Origin of the sequence: Aquimarina sp. Aq78 (assembly GCF_900299525.1) — a bacterium.
Lineage (GTDB): Bacteria > Bacteroidota > Bacteroidia > Flavobacteriales > Flavobacteriaceae > Aquimarina.
The window spans coordinates 71,805-89,014 of sequence record NZ_OMKA01000031.1 but is presented as its reverse complement, the minus strand read 5'-3'; the positions used below and the strand labels follow the sequence as shown (position 1 = coordinate 89,014).

The following is a 17,210-nucleotide window of genomic DNA, read 5'->3' as shown; positions in this document are numbered from 1 at the left end:
CAAGTTTTATCCAACAGGAAATGTATCTTAGTTAAATTAAAAAGTGTCTATCTAATGAACAACCTATTTTTTATCGCCCTAATTTGTTTTTTTGTTGCCTGCGGCGGAAGTAAAAAAGCCATTCAAAATACTACTCCCGATGAGCCTAAAACAACTGAAAAAAAGGTGAATTCTCCTAAAGTTACTGTTCCAATAGAGGAAAAAGCACCAGATACATCGATTGAAAAAGTAGAACCAGAAGAGGAAGAAGAAGTTGAGGAGGCTGCACAACAAAAGGAAACAGTTACAATAAAAGAAGATCCAAAAGTTGATATCCTCAAAGCATTTAATCATCAATCATGGAATGATTTGCTACAGAAACACGTCTCTGCTAATGGTACTGTGGATTATATCGGTTTTAAACAAGATCATCGTGCACTAAAATCTTATCTAGAAGTATTACGTAAAAATACCCCTACAGAAAACTGGAACAAATCTGATACATTAGCATATTGGATGAATGTATATAATGCATTTACCATAAAATTAATCCTCGATAATTATCCTTTAAAAAGCATCAAAGACATTAAGGATCCATGGGATTTGCGTTTTTTTAAACTAGGAAACAAATGGTATACTCTTAATGATATAGAACATAGAATTTTACGAAAAATGGGGGATCCCAGGATTCATTTTGGTATCAATTGTGCCTCTATTTCTTGCCCTCGGTTATTAAACAAAGCGTTCACACCTCAAAATGTAGATCAGGAGTTAGAAAAATTAACTATTGACTTTATCAATGATACTAAACGAAATACAATAACTTCTAATAGTGTTCAACTTTCTAAAATATTTACCTGGTTTGCAAAAGATTTTAAAACCGAAGGTTCTTTAATTCATTTTTTAAATAAATACTCCAAAATTACTATTAATACTAATGCAAAAAAGAGCTTCAAAAAATACAATTGGAGCTTAAATGAATAACTAAATACTATAGTATTTCACCCATTTCTCATCTGACTTTTTGTTCTATTATAAAATTTTAGAGTAAATAAGTAGCTAATTACGGCTCTATAAAAAGTTAAAGTTAACCTAAAAAAAATATGTCTAATATTAGCATAAATTTTTATTAATCCAGGAAATCACTACCGTCATTAAGTACTAATAATCAAATAGTTATCATCGTTTATCCAATTAGAAACTCCCTGCTTACCCTATACTTCGCATACCTGATTATTAATCCAAAAATCAGCTGAAACTAAACTTTACCTGTAAGTTCATTTCCTGATTCTCTACTAAAACCATAGATTTTAAAAGAAGAGTTAATAAAAATTAAATAATAACCATCTAAAACCTAAAAAAATGAAAGCTCCAAAAATTATATTAGTGCTATTTGCCATATTATCTTTAAATCAGATTCAATCACAAAACAGTTTTGATCACATCCTTTGGGATCAAGCATTACTCCTAAATGTATCTGATGATGGAAAAGTAGATTATAACGGATTTATGAGAGACAGCTCTCAATTATATCGATACTTTAAACAACTTTCTGAAAATCCACCTCAAGAAAATTGGACAAGAGAAGAGAAATTAGCGTATTGGATCAATGCATACAATGCCTATACTATAAAACTTGTCATAGATAGCTACCCTCTAAAAAGCATTAAAGATCTTGAAGATCCCTGGGGGAAAAAATTCTTCAAAATTGATGGAGTATGGTATAGTTTAGGTGAGTTAGAACACAAAATTTTAAGAAAATTTGGTGACCCCAGAATTCACTTTGCAATCAACTGTGCATCGATTTCTTGTCCCGTGGTATGGAACAGAGCATATACTGCTGACAACCTTAATACCGCTCTGGATAGTCAAACTGAAAAGTTTATTAATGATCCTACCCGAAATACAATTACAAAAGACAAAGTAATAGTTTCGAAAATATTTACCTGGTACAAAAGGGATTTTAAAGTAAATGGTGGTGATGTTAAGGATTTTATTAACAGATACGCTGCAATAAAAATTGACAAACAATCAAAAAAAGGGTATAAAGAATACGATTGGAAACTAAATGAGCAATCAAAAGATTATCCTGCAGCAGTTGTACTAGATTAGAAAACAAAAGGTAAATAAAGAATATGAATGGAGCTTAAACCCGCATTATACATTAGAAAATCTATTACGTATTGAAACTACTTCAAAATATACCGTTGCACTACATTTTTCAATTTAACCGTAGCGATGCTATGCTAAAACTAAGAAAATGTCATATTTTCTAGTAGTTTCAAGCCTCATAACGAAGTTCTAATGCATAATGCAGGTTAAATGAGTAAATTTACAGTATAATCGAATTCTTAGTAAAATTGAAAATATCCATTATTATCCCCATATTAAATGAGGCAGAAACAATTAGCCGTCTGATTTCTCACTTAATTAAATCTTGTGATACTAAAGAAAATATAAAAGAAATTATCATTGTAGATGGCGGTAGTGTCGACGGTTCTCAAGATATTGTAAATACTGTAGCAAAGAACGAATCAATTTTGATTAAGCTTCTTTCATCAAAAAAAGGTCGAGCCAAACAACTAAATACAGGTGGTAATACTGCAAAAGGTGATATTCTGTACTTTCTTCATGCGGATTCTTTTCCTCCCAAAGGTTTTGATACTGATATTATAGCAGAGGTTAAGAAAGGAAATAATGCAGGCTGTTTCAGAATGAAATTTGATTCTAATCATTGGTGGTTGCAATTTCTTGGATGGTTAACACAGTTTAAAAGTAAGCGATGTCGAGGTGGTGATCAAAGTCAATTTATAACCACAGCTCTGTTTCGGGAAATTGATGGTTATGATGAGTCTTTTATTGTTTATGAAGATAATGATTTGGTAGATCGTCTTTTTGCTATAAACCAGTTTGTAATCATCCCCAAACATGTGATTACTTCTGCAAGACGTTATGAAGAGATTGGTGTATGGCGTTTACAATATCATTTTTTAAATATTCATATGCGAAAATGGATGGGAGCCTCTTCTGAAGATTTATATCGGTACTATAAAGAAAAGGTTGTTTCCTGATCACAGTATTTTACAAAGAAACGATTCCTTTTATATGTATAGAAGGAACCGTTTATTAATTACTAAAATATCTTATCTAATATTGTTTTTCTTTAAAAAACTAAGCATATAATTTGCAATTTCGTCTCCTTTTTCTTCTAATGCAAAATGCCCAGTATCTAATAAATGAAATTCTATATTTTTTAAATCTTTCTTATAAGGATATGCACCTTCGGCTGGAAAAATATGATCATTTTTACCCCAAACAATTAATGTGGGTGGTTGATAATCTCGTAAGTATTTTTGCCATTTAGGGTATAATGGAATATTAGTTCTGTAATCATAAAACATAGCCAGTTGAATCTCATTATTCTCTTTTCGTGTTAAATGCTGTAAATCAATTTCCCAATTATCAGGACTAATCTTATTAACCTCCTGAACACCTTGGGTATATTGCCACTTTAATCCTTCTATCTTATGAAAACCTTCTAAAGCCTTACCATTTTTAACCGATGGGTCATTCCAATATGCTTTAAGAGGATTCCAAAATTCACCAATACCTTCATTGTAAGCGTTACCATTTTGAATGATTAGTGACTCTATACGATTAGGGTATTTAGACGCAATTCTAAACCCTACAGGAGCACCATAGTCCATAAGATATATACTAAACTTCTTCACTTTTAGTGTAGCCAAAAAGCCTTCAATAATAGTAGCCATATTATCAAAAGTATAGTCAAATTCGGATAGTAATGGTTGTTCTGATCTTCCGTACCCTGGGTAATCCGGTGCTAAAATATGATAATCATCTGCCAGATCTACAATCAGGTTTCTAAACATATGGGATGATGTAGGGTATCCATGCAATAATAGAATGGTAGGCCTATTTTTTGCCCCTGCTTCTCTGTAAAATATATCCAATCCATTTACTTCAACAGTTTTATATAGTGTTGATGTATGTCGTGATTTAGTATCCTTGTTTTCCGTTTCTAAATTCTTAGTAAATGAATACATTGTTAGTGTAATCATTGCAAGTACTGCAATTCCTAATGTGATTTTTATTGTTCTCATGATTCTAAAAGTGTAATGTTAGTAATTCAATTTTTATTACCGAACGTTCGGTAATATTATTATATAAAAAAATAGTAACCTTACTATTTTTTCTTTTCTGTTATATTTTAACGAATTCTATGTTTGTTTAGATAACCCACCAAGATCTATTTTGTTTCTTACCGTGGTAATTTCTAAATATACTTTCTCTCTCCTTTGGTTATAGCAATATCATTGATACTTGCATATCTCTTTTTCATTAAACCATTTACGTCAAATTCCCACATTTCATTTCCGTATGCTCTATACCAATCTCCTGTTTCATTCTCATACTCATATTCAAATCTTACTGCTATACGATTATCTGTATGTGCCCAGTACTCTTTCTTTAATGTATAGGTGAGTTCTTTTTCCCATTTCTGGGTAAGAAACGCAACGATTTTATCTCTTCCTTTCAAAAAATGATCTCTGTTTCTCCACTCGCTATCAATAGTATAGGCCATGCTAACTTTTTCTGGGTCTTTTGTATTCCAGGCATCTTCTGCCATTTGTACTTTTTGTTTTGCCGTTTCTTCTGAAAACGGAGGTAACGGAAATTTCTGTTCCATAATAATTCGGGTTTTGGTGTTTATTATTTTCAGTAATTGAACCTGTTTAAACTTCGTATCTCACTTCTAATACGAGTGCAAATATAGAAACATATAGTTTTTTACCAAACGTTCGGTAATTAATTAACTTCTTTTTAACGAATAGGTGCGTATGGGTACAAAAAGGCGATTTTTAATCAGAAATTCACTTCTTTTAAAAACTAATAAACTAAAACTTCAGCCTATACTAGCATTAAAAAAATTCTTGCAAGAATAGACATAAACCTGAATGTCTTTAACTGTTCAGGGAAAATTATATTTTTAAAACCTTAATTATGTTAAAAAACATTTTGAATTTAAATGGTGCTCAAAAATTAAGTAAAGATGAGCAACAATCTGTTAATGGAGGTCGAGCAGGAAATTGCCAAACATATCCTCCTGAAATATGTACCTTTTGTGGTGGTGGTTCATTATTCAATGGTTGTTGTATGGGGTCTCCATTAGTGCATCAATGCTTAGATGATTTTTAGTAACTACTAATCCCACTAAGTAATAGGGTTTGGTTTATTTAAAGTCAAGCCCTTTTCTATATTGGATAAGCCTAGATTATTAAAAATACTGCCCAATCCCAAATACAAATCCTTTGGTAGCATCGTCTGTAACTCCATGCCCATAATCGATTCTAAAAATGGCATTAAAAATTCGTTTATGCATAAAACGTAAACCTACACCTGGATATATTCTGAAATTTTGAGAATCTCCAAAATCTCCAAAATCTCCTCCGGGATTACGCCAACTTCCTCCATCTACAAAGACATTGCTTTGCAACACAAACCAATCTTTTTCATACAATGTGTGTCTATATTCGGTATTAAGGACAATCACCCCAGTTCCTCGATCAATAGTGTTGCCAACTCCTCTAATATTAAGGTTATTATCTACTGCAAACGGTGCAAATGGAGAATCATCATTGCTTGCTAACCCTAATCGTAATCTGGAAGACCAATTTCCTTTTTTACCTATTCTTTTATGGTATAAAAAATCGTTCCACCCAATAAGAAAATCGGGTAAGACGTTTTCGGTACTCACCACGTATTGTGCATTTAATGTGCTTTTAAATCCCGATACATATTGGTAATCATAATCCAGATTATCGTATTCGTATATTAGCTTATACAATAGCTTATTAACATCAAAATCTTGTGGTATTCCTGCTTCAGTGGCACCACGTTTGTATGTATAATCTTCATTAAAGTAATTCACACCCAACTCGATTCGATTCTGAAGATTAAATTGATATAACCCTAATACTTCATACGAGGTATTGTTATACTTATAATCTGCAGTACCATTTTCTAGAAACACCGGTTCTTCGGTAGTGAGGTTACTATAATTAAAGGCTATTCCTAATTTCTTACTAAATAAAAATGGTGCTCTTAGATTTGCTCCATACGAACTATAAATATCATTTTGATACAATCCTCCCAGAACTATATTTTGGCCAAATAAATTAAACTCATATAATCCCACTCTAAAGGCAAACTCATCATTATTGGTCGTATAGAGATTGGCAGAAGGGATGATCGTAAAATTTTCTTCTATCCCATAAACTACCTCATAGCCTTCTTCTTTTTCATACACCTGATAATAGGCATGTGCAATAGAAGGTAACCTTTTTAATCTTTTAATATCTGCCTCGATCTGTAAAGAATCCAGGGCTTTTCCTTGCTCAATATTGGTGAGTTTTGTGATAGCCGAGGTTTTGGTCTTTTTATTTCCTTGTATACGTATTTCGGAAACTACTTTATTTTGCCCAAAGGCAAAACAAGTAGTAAAAAATATGATGAAAACAATTCGAGAAAAATTCATTTGTTTGTTGAGTAAAACTCTTTTATTAGTTGTTCTGAAGGTTTATTTTGTATAGTAAATCGATTATTACGCTCTCCTCCAACTTTATTGTGATTATGGTACCATTTCCAAAGAAATCCACCAGCAAACCAAGGTTCATTCCAAAATTCCTGATACAAAGCCGTCAATGCATTATTTTGCCCATCGAGATCAACTTTACCATCGATACGACTAGAATCCCAAGGTTCTTTTCCTGTAAAATGAACACTTCGATAGCCATATTCTGTAAATAAAACAGGTTTCTTTATTTTAGTTTGTAATGTGATAATATCACTTTTATGTTTTTGCCATCCTTTCTTAAACTCTTCTACCGTTGGCGTTTTACTATGAGAAATTGGAAAATAAGCATCTACACCTATATAATCCAGTTGATCCCAAAAAGGTGCTTTATCAAACTGATCCCAGTTTTCTGCATAGGTTAATTTTCCTTTATATACCGATCGTATTTTGGTAATCAAATGATTCCAAAACTCAGGTCTTTTCTGAACAAACGTATGCAACTCCGTACCAATACAAAGTATAGGAACCTGCATCTCTTCTGCCAATATTGCATAGAGTAATATAAAATCTTCGTATGATTTTTCGAGTGTTTTCCAGTCTTCCTCAGATTTCATACTGATATTACCTGTAAACTCTCCTCTCCACACCCAAATTTGAGGTTTTAGCATCACCTTAATTTCTCTATTATGCAGTAATTCAATTGTTTTTTTGGCTCCGTCTCTTCGCTCTCCCCACCATTGTCTTTCGATATTAAAAACTACAGTGGGAGTCTCTAAATTTTTTATAAACCCAAAAGGCATCACTGCAGCCCAATTGGCATTGACTTCTACAACAGGATCAATCTCTGCAGAGGTAATCTCCTCTGGAGAACCTACAAAACTAACTCCATTAATCTTAGGTCCCTGTCCAGAACACGTACAAAAAATAAAGGCTAACAACAGTAGAAAAATATTTTTCATGCTCTTTTTTTTACTGCTGAAAATACAATTTTTATACTAGTATTCTAGAATAACGCTCTTAAACCTAAACTAAATGTTTGCCCTAATCCTTGAAAATTATTTCCTCTAACAATCTTACCGAAGGATGCTTCTAAGTTAAGAACTTCAGTAAGTTGATATTTACCACCAAATCCTAACTGCGTATAATCCTGATCAAAATCATTTCCTAAATCAAACAAAAAAGCCTGTTGAGCATTTACAAAAATTGTAGATTTTGAGCTTGGGAAATAACTTAAAAAAGCACTTAATGGCACAAACAAACTATTATTTGCGAATCGTTCTGATATATTTTCACTAGTTGGATCAGCATCTACTGACTTTTCTCCAAAATTATATCCTAAATCTGCTTCTGTAAAAATCTGCCATTTATTACCCCCAAAAGTTTTATCATAGAAAAACTTAGTCTCCCAGAAAAAACTTCTTTTATCTAAATAAGGTGCATTTGGAACATCTTCAAACACAGGGATGAAAAACGAACTGGTAAAAGAAAAGTTTGCTACATTTTTAAAAGGCTGTATTCTTATTGACGGTGCAATTGTAGTAAGCCCACTTCTGGCATCCGTAGTATTATCTTTAAAACTCAGTACCTCTAATGCTCCTGCTCCTCCATAAGTATTTGCTCTTACCTGAAAAATAAGTCCAACATTCACTCTAGAATTTTTACTAATCCCAGTAAATATTTCAGTAGTATTTGTAAAAAAAGTTTGTCTATCTATAGTTACCGATTTAGATCCCGAGTCGGTTTGTTCCGTTTGCGTATATATGCTATTAAAAAACTTGATATCCCATTGTCCTTTCTTTAAAAGTTTTGAAGGTGTAAACTCCTGAATATTTGACTTTCCCGAATCCTCGTCCTGTGCAAACCCTATAGTCAGAATAAAAAGACTTATTGTTGTTATTAGTATTCTTTTGGTTTTCATTATTGCTTTTTTTTACATAAGTATCCTCTTTCAAAGTAGCTTTGATATAAAAAACTTTGATAAAAATTCTTATTTATTGTTAAAGATTATGTTGAAATAATTGTGATTATTTAACTTGATTTAAGCTCCAATCATAGGAGTAATATGATACTTTGGCTTTTGCCGGAATTTTCTCTTTTCGGAATTTATTTACAAAATCCACCTCTGATCCATTCTGAGTAAAATCTCCCTTATACCATTCAAAAATTTGTGATAGCCGTACTTTATTACCCTTCACTTTAATAAAATTAGGGTTATTTAAAGCTTTTACCGTTTGGCGTTGTAATTGATCTTCTAATGTTGAAGGCTTATATGCCGAAGGTATAATCGGTGGACAACCTAGACCTGCACAAACTAACACAAAGTGAAATCGAGCTTCTTTTGGGAAATTTTTACGAAGGATCTTATTTTCCAGATCATTAAGTGTTGTTTTTTTACCTCCTAATGTATAGGTGGTTTTATCAAAAAAACCTTTAATATCTAATGGTGATTTTGTTGGGTATTTATCTACTATCCCTTTTATTACTGCCAAGTTATACGCGTTGATATAAAAAGCCTGATAGGTCTTAGCATCACTCGTAGTAACCTTTACATTTGCAGCTATTCTTAATAATTCTTCTAACGAAGATGGGTCTTTTTTAATGGTTTTATAATCAATTCTTCCGTTAGATACATAGGTTTTAAAAAAGCTATCTGCTTTAGTAAAAAACGCTGTATTACTTTGCGAAAACCCAAATTGAATTGAGAGAAGAACTAATAGCATTGTTATTTTTTTCATCCTTTACCTTATTGATCAGTTCCATCAAAAAACTGAATTTATCGTATTTTAAATTGTTAAAATTTACCTTGGTAATGGGCATTCAGTCGAATGGCAAATCATCAACTTACAAACAATTTTAGATTTTATTTTTCTACATAGCTCCCAGATCATAGATCTCAATGTGTCCTGATTCTTTTATAATCAAGGAATCAGGACATACATCGTCACCCACCTATCTAAATTCGTCGTTCAACAAAAAAACCAAAATCATGATCGTATTAACACAAAAAAAATGGGTATGTAGCTGTATTGCATTAGTAACCCTTACCCTTTCATTACAAGCACAGGAAGTTATTATTCCTGATACTAAATTTAAACAAGCATTATTACGAAATCACAATATTGATACCAACAACAATGGCAAAATAGAAGTTAGTGAAGCTCAAGCGTATACAGGTCATATAAGAGTTTCTGGTGGTCCAATATCTAATCTTATTGGTATAGATGCTTTTAAAAATATTACAGGCTTATCGGTTAGCAAAACTAGTATCAGAGAACTCGATCTTAGCAAAAACACCAAATTAAAAACATTATTTTTCTATAAGAACTATAAAGTAACCAATTTAGATCTTAGCAAAAACATCAAATTAAAAAGTATAGGATGTAGCTACAACAAACTAGAATCACTAACAATACTTAGTCGTGATTTGATCGCATTATATTGTAGTAACAATAAGTTAAACAAGTTGTTTTTACCTAATAGTAGGAAATTACTGGAATTGAATTGTCGTAATAATAAGATAACCGAACTAAAACTAAGCAGGCAAAAAGAATTAAAAACGTTGTATTGTGAAAATAATAAACTAACACAATTAGATATAAGTAACAGTACTAAATTAGAGCAATTAAATTGTCATAGTAATGAATTAAAAAGCTTAAACATAAGTAAGAGCACTAAATTGATATACTTATATGCTTATAATAATAAATTAAAAAACTTAAACACAAGTAAGAATACTAAATTGACAACCTTAGATGCTTATGATAATAATCTAACCAGTCTAGACGTAAGCAAAAATACTTCTTTGGAGCGATTAGCATGTGGCAGAAATAATCTAACTAGTCTAAACGTGAGCAAAAATACCAAATTGAAGGAGTTATATTGTGCTACCAGTAAACTAACCAGTTTAAACTTAAGTAAGAATACCAAATTGAAGACATTATATTGTTCTACCAATAAATTAACAAGCCTAAACGTAAGTAAGAATACCAAATTGGAATACTTAAATTGTTCTAATAATGAATTAAAGAGTCTAGATGTAAGTAAGAATATCAAATTGGGGGCATTAAATTGTTTTAGAAATAAATTAACAAGTCTAATAGCATCTAATAATAGTAAATTAAACTATATGGATGCTCGACAAAATTCTATTGATTGTATAGTAGGACATCCAACAAATGGAGCTACGTGGTTAAAAGATCCAAAAACAGAATTTTGTCCAGAAAAATCCAGAGCTATTTCCAGAACAGCAAAAAAAGAAGGGCTTAATCAAAAAAAGATCATAACCTATCCTAATCCAGTTCAAAATATACTGTACATACAAACTGGTCAAGTAGAAAAATCACCTGTTACTATAGCCTTAACAGCATTAAACAATGGGAGAAGTAGTACCCAAAAACGTATCACAGATAACAAAGGCGTAGTTTCTATTGATATGAGTGCCTACAAAACAGGAGTGTATACTATAAAAATAATAACCAAGGATCGAGTGATTACTCGTAAAATAGTAAAGCAATAAAAAATATCCAGAAGTACTAATACCAAATTCAATTTGGTATAAAACCTAGGGTAAACAAAAAAAATAAAACTGCCTGAGAAGCTTTTTCTCAGGCAGTTTTTTATGGTACCATAAACACATCCCTCCTGTTCGATATAAAGCAGCGACCCTTACAAAATCATCGGTTTTTAGATTCATTCTAAATTAATCCAGCTATTTAAGTTCTTATATTTATATACGACTTACTGACCGAAGTGTTCACTTCTTAGTAAATATTGACAACCTACAATTATCATTTATGGAACACATTGCAATTATTGGAAATGGAATTTCGGGAGTTACTGCTGCCAGGCATATACGTAAAATGTCTGACAAAAAAATCACTATCATTTCTGCCGAGACCGAATATTTCTTTTCGCGTACTGCTCTTATGTATATTTATATGGGACATATGAAATTCGAACATACTCAACCTTATGAAAACTGGTTTTGGGAGAAAAACAGAATCGAACTTAAAAATGGTTTTGTTTCCGAAGTTAATCACCAGGCTAATGAGCTTGTATTTGCGAGTGGAGAAGTTATGGCATATGATAAACTTATTATTGCAGTAGGTTCTAAACCCAATAAATTTGGTTGGCCAGGTCAGGATCTTGATGGAGTGATGGGTATGTATCATAAACAAGACCTTGAAAATCTAGAAAAACACGCCCCCAATAATAAAGTATGTAACCGTGCTGTAATTGTTGGAGGAGGATTAATCGGTATAGAATTGGCAGAAATGCTTCATTCTCGTAATATTCCGGTTACATTTTTGGTACGCGAAAATAGCTTTTGGGATGCTGTCTTACCTGCTGGTGAAAGCGGAATGATTAATAGACATATCCAAAATCATCATATAGACCTTAGATTAGGTGTAAACTTAAAAGAAATAGTTGCTGATGATAACGGCAAAGTCAAAGCTGTAGTCGTGCAAGAAACAGGAGAAGTCATTGATTGTAATGTTGTTGGATTAACACCAGGTGTGTCTCCCAATGTAGATTTCTTAAAAGATTCTGGTATCGAACTAGGTCGAGGTGTAAAAGTGAATAGATTTCTCGAAACCAATATCCCCAACATTTATGCTATTGGTGATTGTGCAGAACAACACGAAGCCATAGGGAATCGACGTCCTATTGAAGCCGTTTGGTATACCGGCCGTATGATGGGAGAAACACTAGCACAGACTATCTGCGGAAACAAAACCGAATACAAACCAGGACATTGGTTTAATAGTGCAAAATTTCTTGATATCGAATATCAAACTTATGGTTGGGTATTTGGAAGAGCACAAGAATACGAACAGCAGTTTCATTGGATACATGAGGATGATACCAAATGTATTACAGTATCCTATCATAAAGAAACCGCAGAGTTTTTAGGTATCAATACATTTGGAATCAGAATGCGTCACGAAGTTTTTGATCGTTGGCTTACAGAAAAAAGAGATGTGAATTATGTGATGCAGCATCTTGCAGAAGCCAATTTTGATCCAGAATTCTATTCGGTCTATGAGTCTGATATTCTTTCAGCTTATAAAAAATCACAGCTTCAAACCACTTAAAAAATAAATTATAGACCTCACAGGCTTGTACTAAACTTGTTTTAATATTTCTTGTGAAGTCCGACTAAAATATATACGATGAGTAACAAATTAGATCATAGCATGTCTCTTGCAAATCCTAATACCAAAGGGGTTTCAATACAGCAAAAAATAGCTCTAGCCATAGGCTTGGTTGGACTCTTTATTTTGGCTCTTGCCATTTTTAATACTAATTTCCCGAATCAGGGAGTGTTTTTAACTCTTTCTCTAGTATTAATTACAGCAGGTACCATATTGTTTGCAAACGATATATACTTAAAAAAGCTAGAAGGAATCAAAAATGATGGAGTCTGGTTTAAATCTATCTCATCTCGAGGTATTTTGGGATGGCTCACGGGTGTAGGGCTAACCGCTTTTTATATTGTATTATATTTTTATGCAGAACTACTCGGGTTAGGTACTAATGGTGAAGCCAATACAGGATTAGTAGCTTTATTCGATCCTCTAAGTAGAATTTTAAGTGGCAACCCTGCAAGCCAATGGTTTGTATACGGAACGTTATATACTATTGCCATTATTGCTTTTGGATATAAATTTATTCTAAAATACAGACACAATCGTTATCAGCAGATACGAACTGTTTCGGTGATGTTTTTTCAACTTGGATTTGCATTTCTGATTCCAGAGTTTATGGCAAGATTAAATACTAGTCCAGACTACAATCTTCCTTATTACGATTTAAAAAGTATGTGGCCTCTTAATTATTATCTATTTGATGGATGGTCTCTTGATGGTCTTTTATCATCCCAAAACCTTGGTCTGGGGATGCTAATTTTTGGGGTGGTCACTATATTTGTAATCAGTCCTATTTTAACCTACAAATTTGGAAAAAGATGGTACTGTTCCTGGGTTTGTGGTTGTGGTGGACTAGCAGAAACTGCGGGAGATTCTTTCAGACAATTATCCAGTAAAAAATTGAGTGCCTGGAAACTAGAACGTTGGTTAATCCATACCGTTTTAGTCTTTTCTGTAGTGATGACTATGGCCATGATATATACATATCTGGGTAGTGATCCAAATAAATACTGGTTAACCCGAGGTACTTTCCTTGCCGGGGCAGCCACTATCCTGACTCTTGTTTTTTCTGTCGTGATGATTTTTAAAAGAAAAGAGTTAGGTAAAGATGCCAGATACGGTGCGATTGGATACTTTGTTATCATAATTTCATTCCTGGTAATGCATTATACCGGTACTACAAACGAAGTGTTTTTTATTAAATCCGGAAGCCTTAGATCTGCATACGGACTATATATTGGTTCTATATTTTCTGGTGTTATCGGTACTGGTTTCTACCCTATTTTGGGTAACCGGGCATGGTGTAGATTTGGTTGTCCTATGGCTGCAATTCTTGGGTTTCAACAACGTTTATTTTCTAAATTTAGAATTACCACCAATGGGGGGCAATGTATATCTTGTGGGAATTGCTCTACCTATTGCGAAATGGGAATTGATGTACGTGCATATGCCCAAAAAGGTGAAAATATAGTGCGATCCAGCTGTGTAGGTTGCGGAGTTTGTTCTGCAGTTTGCCCACGTGGAGTACTAAAACTAGAGAATGATACATTAGACGGCCGTATCAATTCTAATGAAATTTTACTAGGTAACGATGTAGATTTGATGGATTTTGTAAATAAAAAGTAATTCTCAAATCAAATTGAGTTAGAATATATACTATACACAATAAAAGCCATATCTAGAATCCAACTCTGATATGGCTTTTTTTAATCAAATAATTAAAAAAAATGTTAGTATGAATATTTGTTTTCGTCTAAGAGTTCATATAAAACTGTAACCATGATTCAAAAGCTTTGTATCCTTTTAGTTATGTTTTCCTTTTCTGGAAATCAAATCATAGCTCAAAAAGAATATCATTATGAATATTATACTAATGGTATACTTAAAGCTGAAGGGTGGAAATCAGGAGAGTACAAGGTAGATTTTTGGCATTTTTATCATCCTAATGGAAAAGTATCAAAAGAAGGACATTTCAGAAATAACAAAAAAAATGGATACTGGTATTTTTATTCAGAAAACAGTAAATTGTTGAAAGAAGGGCATTTTGTAAACGATAAAGCCGAGAAATGGTGGATTATTTACGATATTGCAGCCGAAATAACTCGAAAATATCAATATAAAAATAACAAAAAAGAAGGATACTGTCTATTGTATAAAAACAACAAACTTTTTAAAGCCGAACGCTATATCAATGATAAGAAAACCGGTGAGTGGACTGATATTTTTAGTTTTAAAAGAGACAATCCTAACGCTTCCTTATAAATGCCTCCTATTATAAACGTAATCATACCTGCTTTTAACGAAGAAGATTCCATAGCACATGTAATCAAAGAAATTCCGGATATCGTTTCTGAGGTTATTGTGGTGAACAATAATTCTACAGATCAAACCGAAAATGTTGCAAAAAAAGCAGGAGCCACCGTGCTAAAAGAAAAGCAAAAAGGATATGGTTATGCATGTCTGAAAGGAATGGAATATATAGCATCAAAAGATGTTAAACCAGATATCATCGTATTTTTAGATGGTGATTATAGTGATTATCCTGCTGAGCTTACTCAAATAGTTGCACCTATTATAGATCAAAATATGGATTTAGTTATTGGATCTAGAGTCAAACATCTACGGGAAGCAGGTTCTATGACATCTCCTCAAATTTTCGGAAACTGGTTGGCGACAGGATTAATGAAACTTTTTTTTGGTGCAAAATTCACAGATCTCGGGCCTTTTAGAGCCATTAAGTATGATAAACTATTAGCCCTTGAGATGATCGATAAAACCTATGGGTGGACTGTAGAAATGCAATTAAAAGTGTTAAAGAAACGTTATAACTATACCGAAGTCCCGGTGCATTACAAAAAGAGAATTGGTGTCTCAAAAGTTTCAGGAACCATAAAAGGTGCTATATTTGCAGGCGTTAAGATTTTAAGTTGGATTTTTAAATATAGCTTTACGTAATGGATATTGCTATCATCATAACCTACACACTAGCCTTACTAATCATATTTATGTATAGTCTGGCGCAGCTGAATCTACTTTTTAACTACCTGAAGTCTCGAAAGCAAGCCGATAATTCACCTACTTTTGATTTTTCTAAAAAAGAAGAAATTCCGCATGTTACTGTTCAGTTACCAGTATATAATGAATTATATGTAATGGATCGTTTATTGGATAACATTGCCGAACTTGATTATCCAAAAGATAAATTAGAGATCCAAGTATTGGATGATTCTACAGATGAGTCTGTTATTACTACTGCTGCACATATAGAAAAGCTACAACAAACAGGTTTAGACATACAACACATTTGCCGTGAAGATCGAACCGGATTTAAAGCCGGAGCACTAAAAGAAGGACTTAAAGTTGCCAAAGGTGAATATATAGCCATTTTTGATGCAGATTTTTTACCTGGTAAGAATTGGCTACTGCAAACTATCCCATATTTTAAAGATCAAAATATAGGTGTAGTACAAACCCGATGGGGACATATTAATAGAGATTACTCAATGCTTACCAAAATTCAGGCATTTGCTTTGGATTTTCATTTTACTATGGAGCAGGTAGGTCGTAATTATAAGGATCACTTTATTAATTTTAATGGTACAGCTGGTGTTTGGAGAAAGACTTGTATTGAAGATGCCGGAAACTGGCAAGGAGATACATTAACCGAAGATCTGGACTTAAGTTATAGAGCACAATTAAAAAAGTGGAAGTTTAAATATCTTGAAGAAGTAGAGACTCCAGCAGAATTACCTGTAGTTATTAGTGCGGCCAGATCACAACAATTTAGGTGGAATAAAGGTGCTGCAGAGAATTTTCAGAAGTTGTACTGGAAAATGCTTAAAGACAAAACCGTTCCTTTTAAAACCAAGTTTCATAGCTTTTTTCACTTATTGAACAGTAGTATGTTCTTATTAGTATTATTGGTTGCTGTATTAAGTGTTCCGGTAATGTATATTAAAAATAGTAATCCATTATTTAGCTGGTATTTTAATGTCATTGCATTTTTTGCCTTAAGTACTGTTATATTTTTCTTTTGCTACTGGTTTACTTTTAAAAAGATTCATGGTAAAGGGTTCTGGAATTTTATGGAATACATAAAAATGTTCTTTACTTTTTTCTCTATTGCAATGGGCTTCTCTGTTCATAATTCTATGGCAGTTCTTGAAGGTCATTTTGGGAAAAAAAGTGAATTTATACGTACTCCAAAATTTAATATCGAGTCGTTCAAAGGTTCCTGGAAAGAAAATAAATATATTAACAAAAATATTTCTGGAAACACTATTATAGAAGCATTACTTATGGGATATTTTGGTTTTGCTTTATACAGTGCTTTTGAACTTCAGGATTTTGGACTATTCTTGTTTCACATCATGTTATTTCTTGGATTTGGATTTGTATTCTTTAAATCTGTAACATCTAAATTTTAATGTTTCAGCAATGGAAATATAATCGATTTTCCATCCTCCTTATTGTTGCTGGCTTACTTT

General features: G+C 32.6%; 16 protein-coding genes. 10 read left to right on the top strand and 6 right to left on the bottom strand.

Going from position 1 to position 17,210, the window contains the following annotated elements:
• Positions 1 to 54: 54 nt before the first annotated feature.
• From DG435_RS23515 to DG435_RS23505, 3 genes are all read left to right on the top strand, one after another.
• Positions 55 to 963, top strand: coding sequence for a DUF547 domain-containing protein (locus DG435_RS23515; protein ID WP_106790713.1), 909 nt, complete (start codon positions 55 to 57; stop codon positions 961 to 963).
• 378 nt (positions 964 to 1,341) lie between these two features.
• Positions 1,342 to 2,091: a DUF547 domain-containing protein gene (locus tag DG435_RS23510; protein ID WP_106790712.1), complete on the top strand. Its 750-nt coding sequence runs from the start codon at positions 1,342 to 1,344 to the stop codon at positions 2,089 to 2,091.
• A 248-nt stretch (positions 2,092 to 2,339) separates the two neighbouring features.
• Positions 2,340 to 3,050: a TIGR04283 family arsenosugar biosynthesis glycosyltransferase gene (locus DG435_RS23505; RefSeq protein WP_234387016.1), complete on the top strand. Its 711-nt coding sequence runs from the start codon at positions 2,340 to 2,342 to the stop codon at positions 3,048 to 3,050.
• A 72-nt stretch (positions 3,051 to 3,122) separates the two neighbouring features.
• Here DG435_RS23505 and DG435_RS23500 read toward each other — a convergent pair whose 3' ends face one another.
• Complete coding sequence (locus DG435_RS23500) at positions 3,123 to 4,100, bottom strand: alpha/beta fold hydrolase (RefSeq protein WP_106790710.1); 978 nt, start codon at positions 4,098 to 4,100, stop codon at positions 3,123 to 3,125.
• Between the two features lie 173 nt (positions 4,101 to 4,273).
• Positions 4,274 to 4,687: a nuclear transport factor 2 family protein gene (locus DG435_RS23495; protein ID WP_199852605.1), complete on the bottom strand. Its 414-nt coding sequence runs from the start codon at positions 4,685 to 4,687 to the stop codon at positions 4,274 to 4,276.
• Between the two features lie 314 nt (positions 4,688 to 5,001).
• Here DG435_RS23495 and DG435_RS23490 point away from each other — a divergent pair, with 314 nt between their 5' ends.
• Complete coding sequence (locus DG435_RS23490) at positions 5,002 to 5,196, top strand: hypothetical protein (protein WP_106790708.1); 195 nt, start codon at positions 5,002 to 5,004, stop codon at positions 5,194 to 5,196.
• Positions 5,197 to 5,275: 79 nt separating this feature from the next.
• On the opposite strand, the gene DG435_RS23485 is transcribed toward DG435_RS23490, so the two are convergent.
• The 4 genes from DG435_RS23485 to DG435_RS23470 all read right to left on the bottom strand — a co-directional run bounded on the left by DG435_RS23485 (position 5,276) and on the right by DG435_RS23470 (position 9,309).
• A complete protein-coding gene (locus DG435_RS23485; RefSeq protein WP_106790707.1) occupies positions 5,276 to 6,535 on the bottom strand; it encodes an FtsQ-type POTRA domain-containing protein in 1,260 nt (419 codons plus the stop codon).
• The gene (locus DG435_RS23480; protein WP_106790706.1) at positions 6,532 to 7,533 is read right to left on the bottom strand and encodes a glycoside hydrolase; all 1,002 of its coding nucleotides are present in this window, start codon (positions 7,531 to 7,533) and stop codon (positions 6,532 to 6,534) included. Before DG435_RS23480 ends, DG435_RS23485 begins: the two co-directional genes overlap by 4 nt.
• A gap of 44 nt (positions 7,534 to 7,577) precedes the next feature.
• A complete protein-coding gene (locus tag DG435_RS23475) occupies positions 7,578 to 8,492 on the bottom strand; it encodes a hypothetical protein (RefSeq protein ID WP_106790705.1) in 915 nt (304 codons plus the stop codon).
• A 106-nt stretch (positions 8,493 to 8,598) separates the two neighbouring features.
• A complete protein-coding gene (locus DG435_RS23470; RefSeq protein ID WP_106790704.1) occupies positions 8,599 to 9,309 on the bottom strand; it encodes a DUF547 domain-containing protein in 711 nt (236 codons plus the stop codon).
• A gap of 251 nt (positions 9,310 to 9,560) precedes the next feature.
• On the opposite strand from DG435_RS23470, the gene DG435_RS23465 reads away from it, so the two are divergent.
• From DG435_RS23465 to DG435_RS23440, 6 genes are all read left to right on the top strand, one after another.
• Entirely contained in the window at positions 9,561 to 11,090 is a 1,530-nt protein-coding gene (locus tag DG435_RS23465) for a T9SS type A sorting domain-containing protein (protein WP_159025410.1), read from the top strand.
• Positions 11,091 to 11,367: 277 nt separating this feature from the next.
• On the top strand, positions 11,368 to 12,669 hold the full coding sequence (locus DG435_RS23460; protein ID WP_106790702.1) for an NAD(P)/FAD-dependent oxidoreductase: 1,302 nt from the start codon (positions 11,368 to 11,370) through the stop codon (positions 12,667 to 12,669).
• Between the two features lie 78 nt (positions 12,670 to 12,747).
• Positions 12,748 to 14,349 (top strand): 4Fe-4S dicluster domain-containing protein, encoded by a 1,602-nt coding sequence (locus DG435_RS23455; protein ID WP_106790701.1) that lies wholly within the window; start codon positions 12,748 to 12,750, stop codon positions 14,347 to 14,349.
• Between the two features lie 153 nt (positions 14,350 to 14,502).
• Entirely contained in the window at positions 14,503 to 14,985 is a 483-nt protein-coding gene (locus DG435_RS23450) for a toxin-antitoxin system YwqK family antitoxin (RefSeq protein ID WP_159025409.1), read from the top strand.
• A complete protein-coding gene (locus DG435_RS23445) occupies positions 14,986 to 15,678 on the top strand; it encodes a glycosyltransferase family 2 protein (RefSeq protein ID WP_106790699.1) in 693 nt (230 codons plus the stop codon). It abuts the gene before it with no gap.
• Positions 15,678 to 17,150, top strand: a complete 1,473-nt coding sequence (locus DG435_RS23440) for a cellulose synthase family protein (RefSeq protein ID WP_106790698.1) — start codon at positions 15,678 to 15,680, stop codon at positions 17,148 to 17,150. Before DG435_RS23445 ends, DG435_RS23440 begins: the two co-directional genes overlap by 1 nt.
• The last annotated feature ends 60 nt before the right edge of the window (positions 17,151 to 17,210 follow it).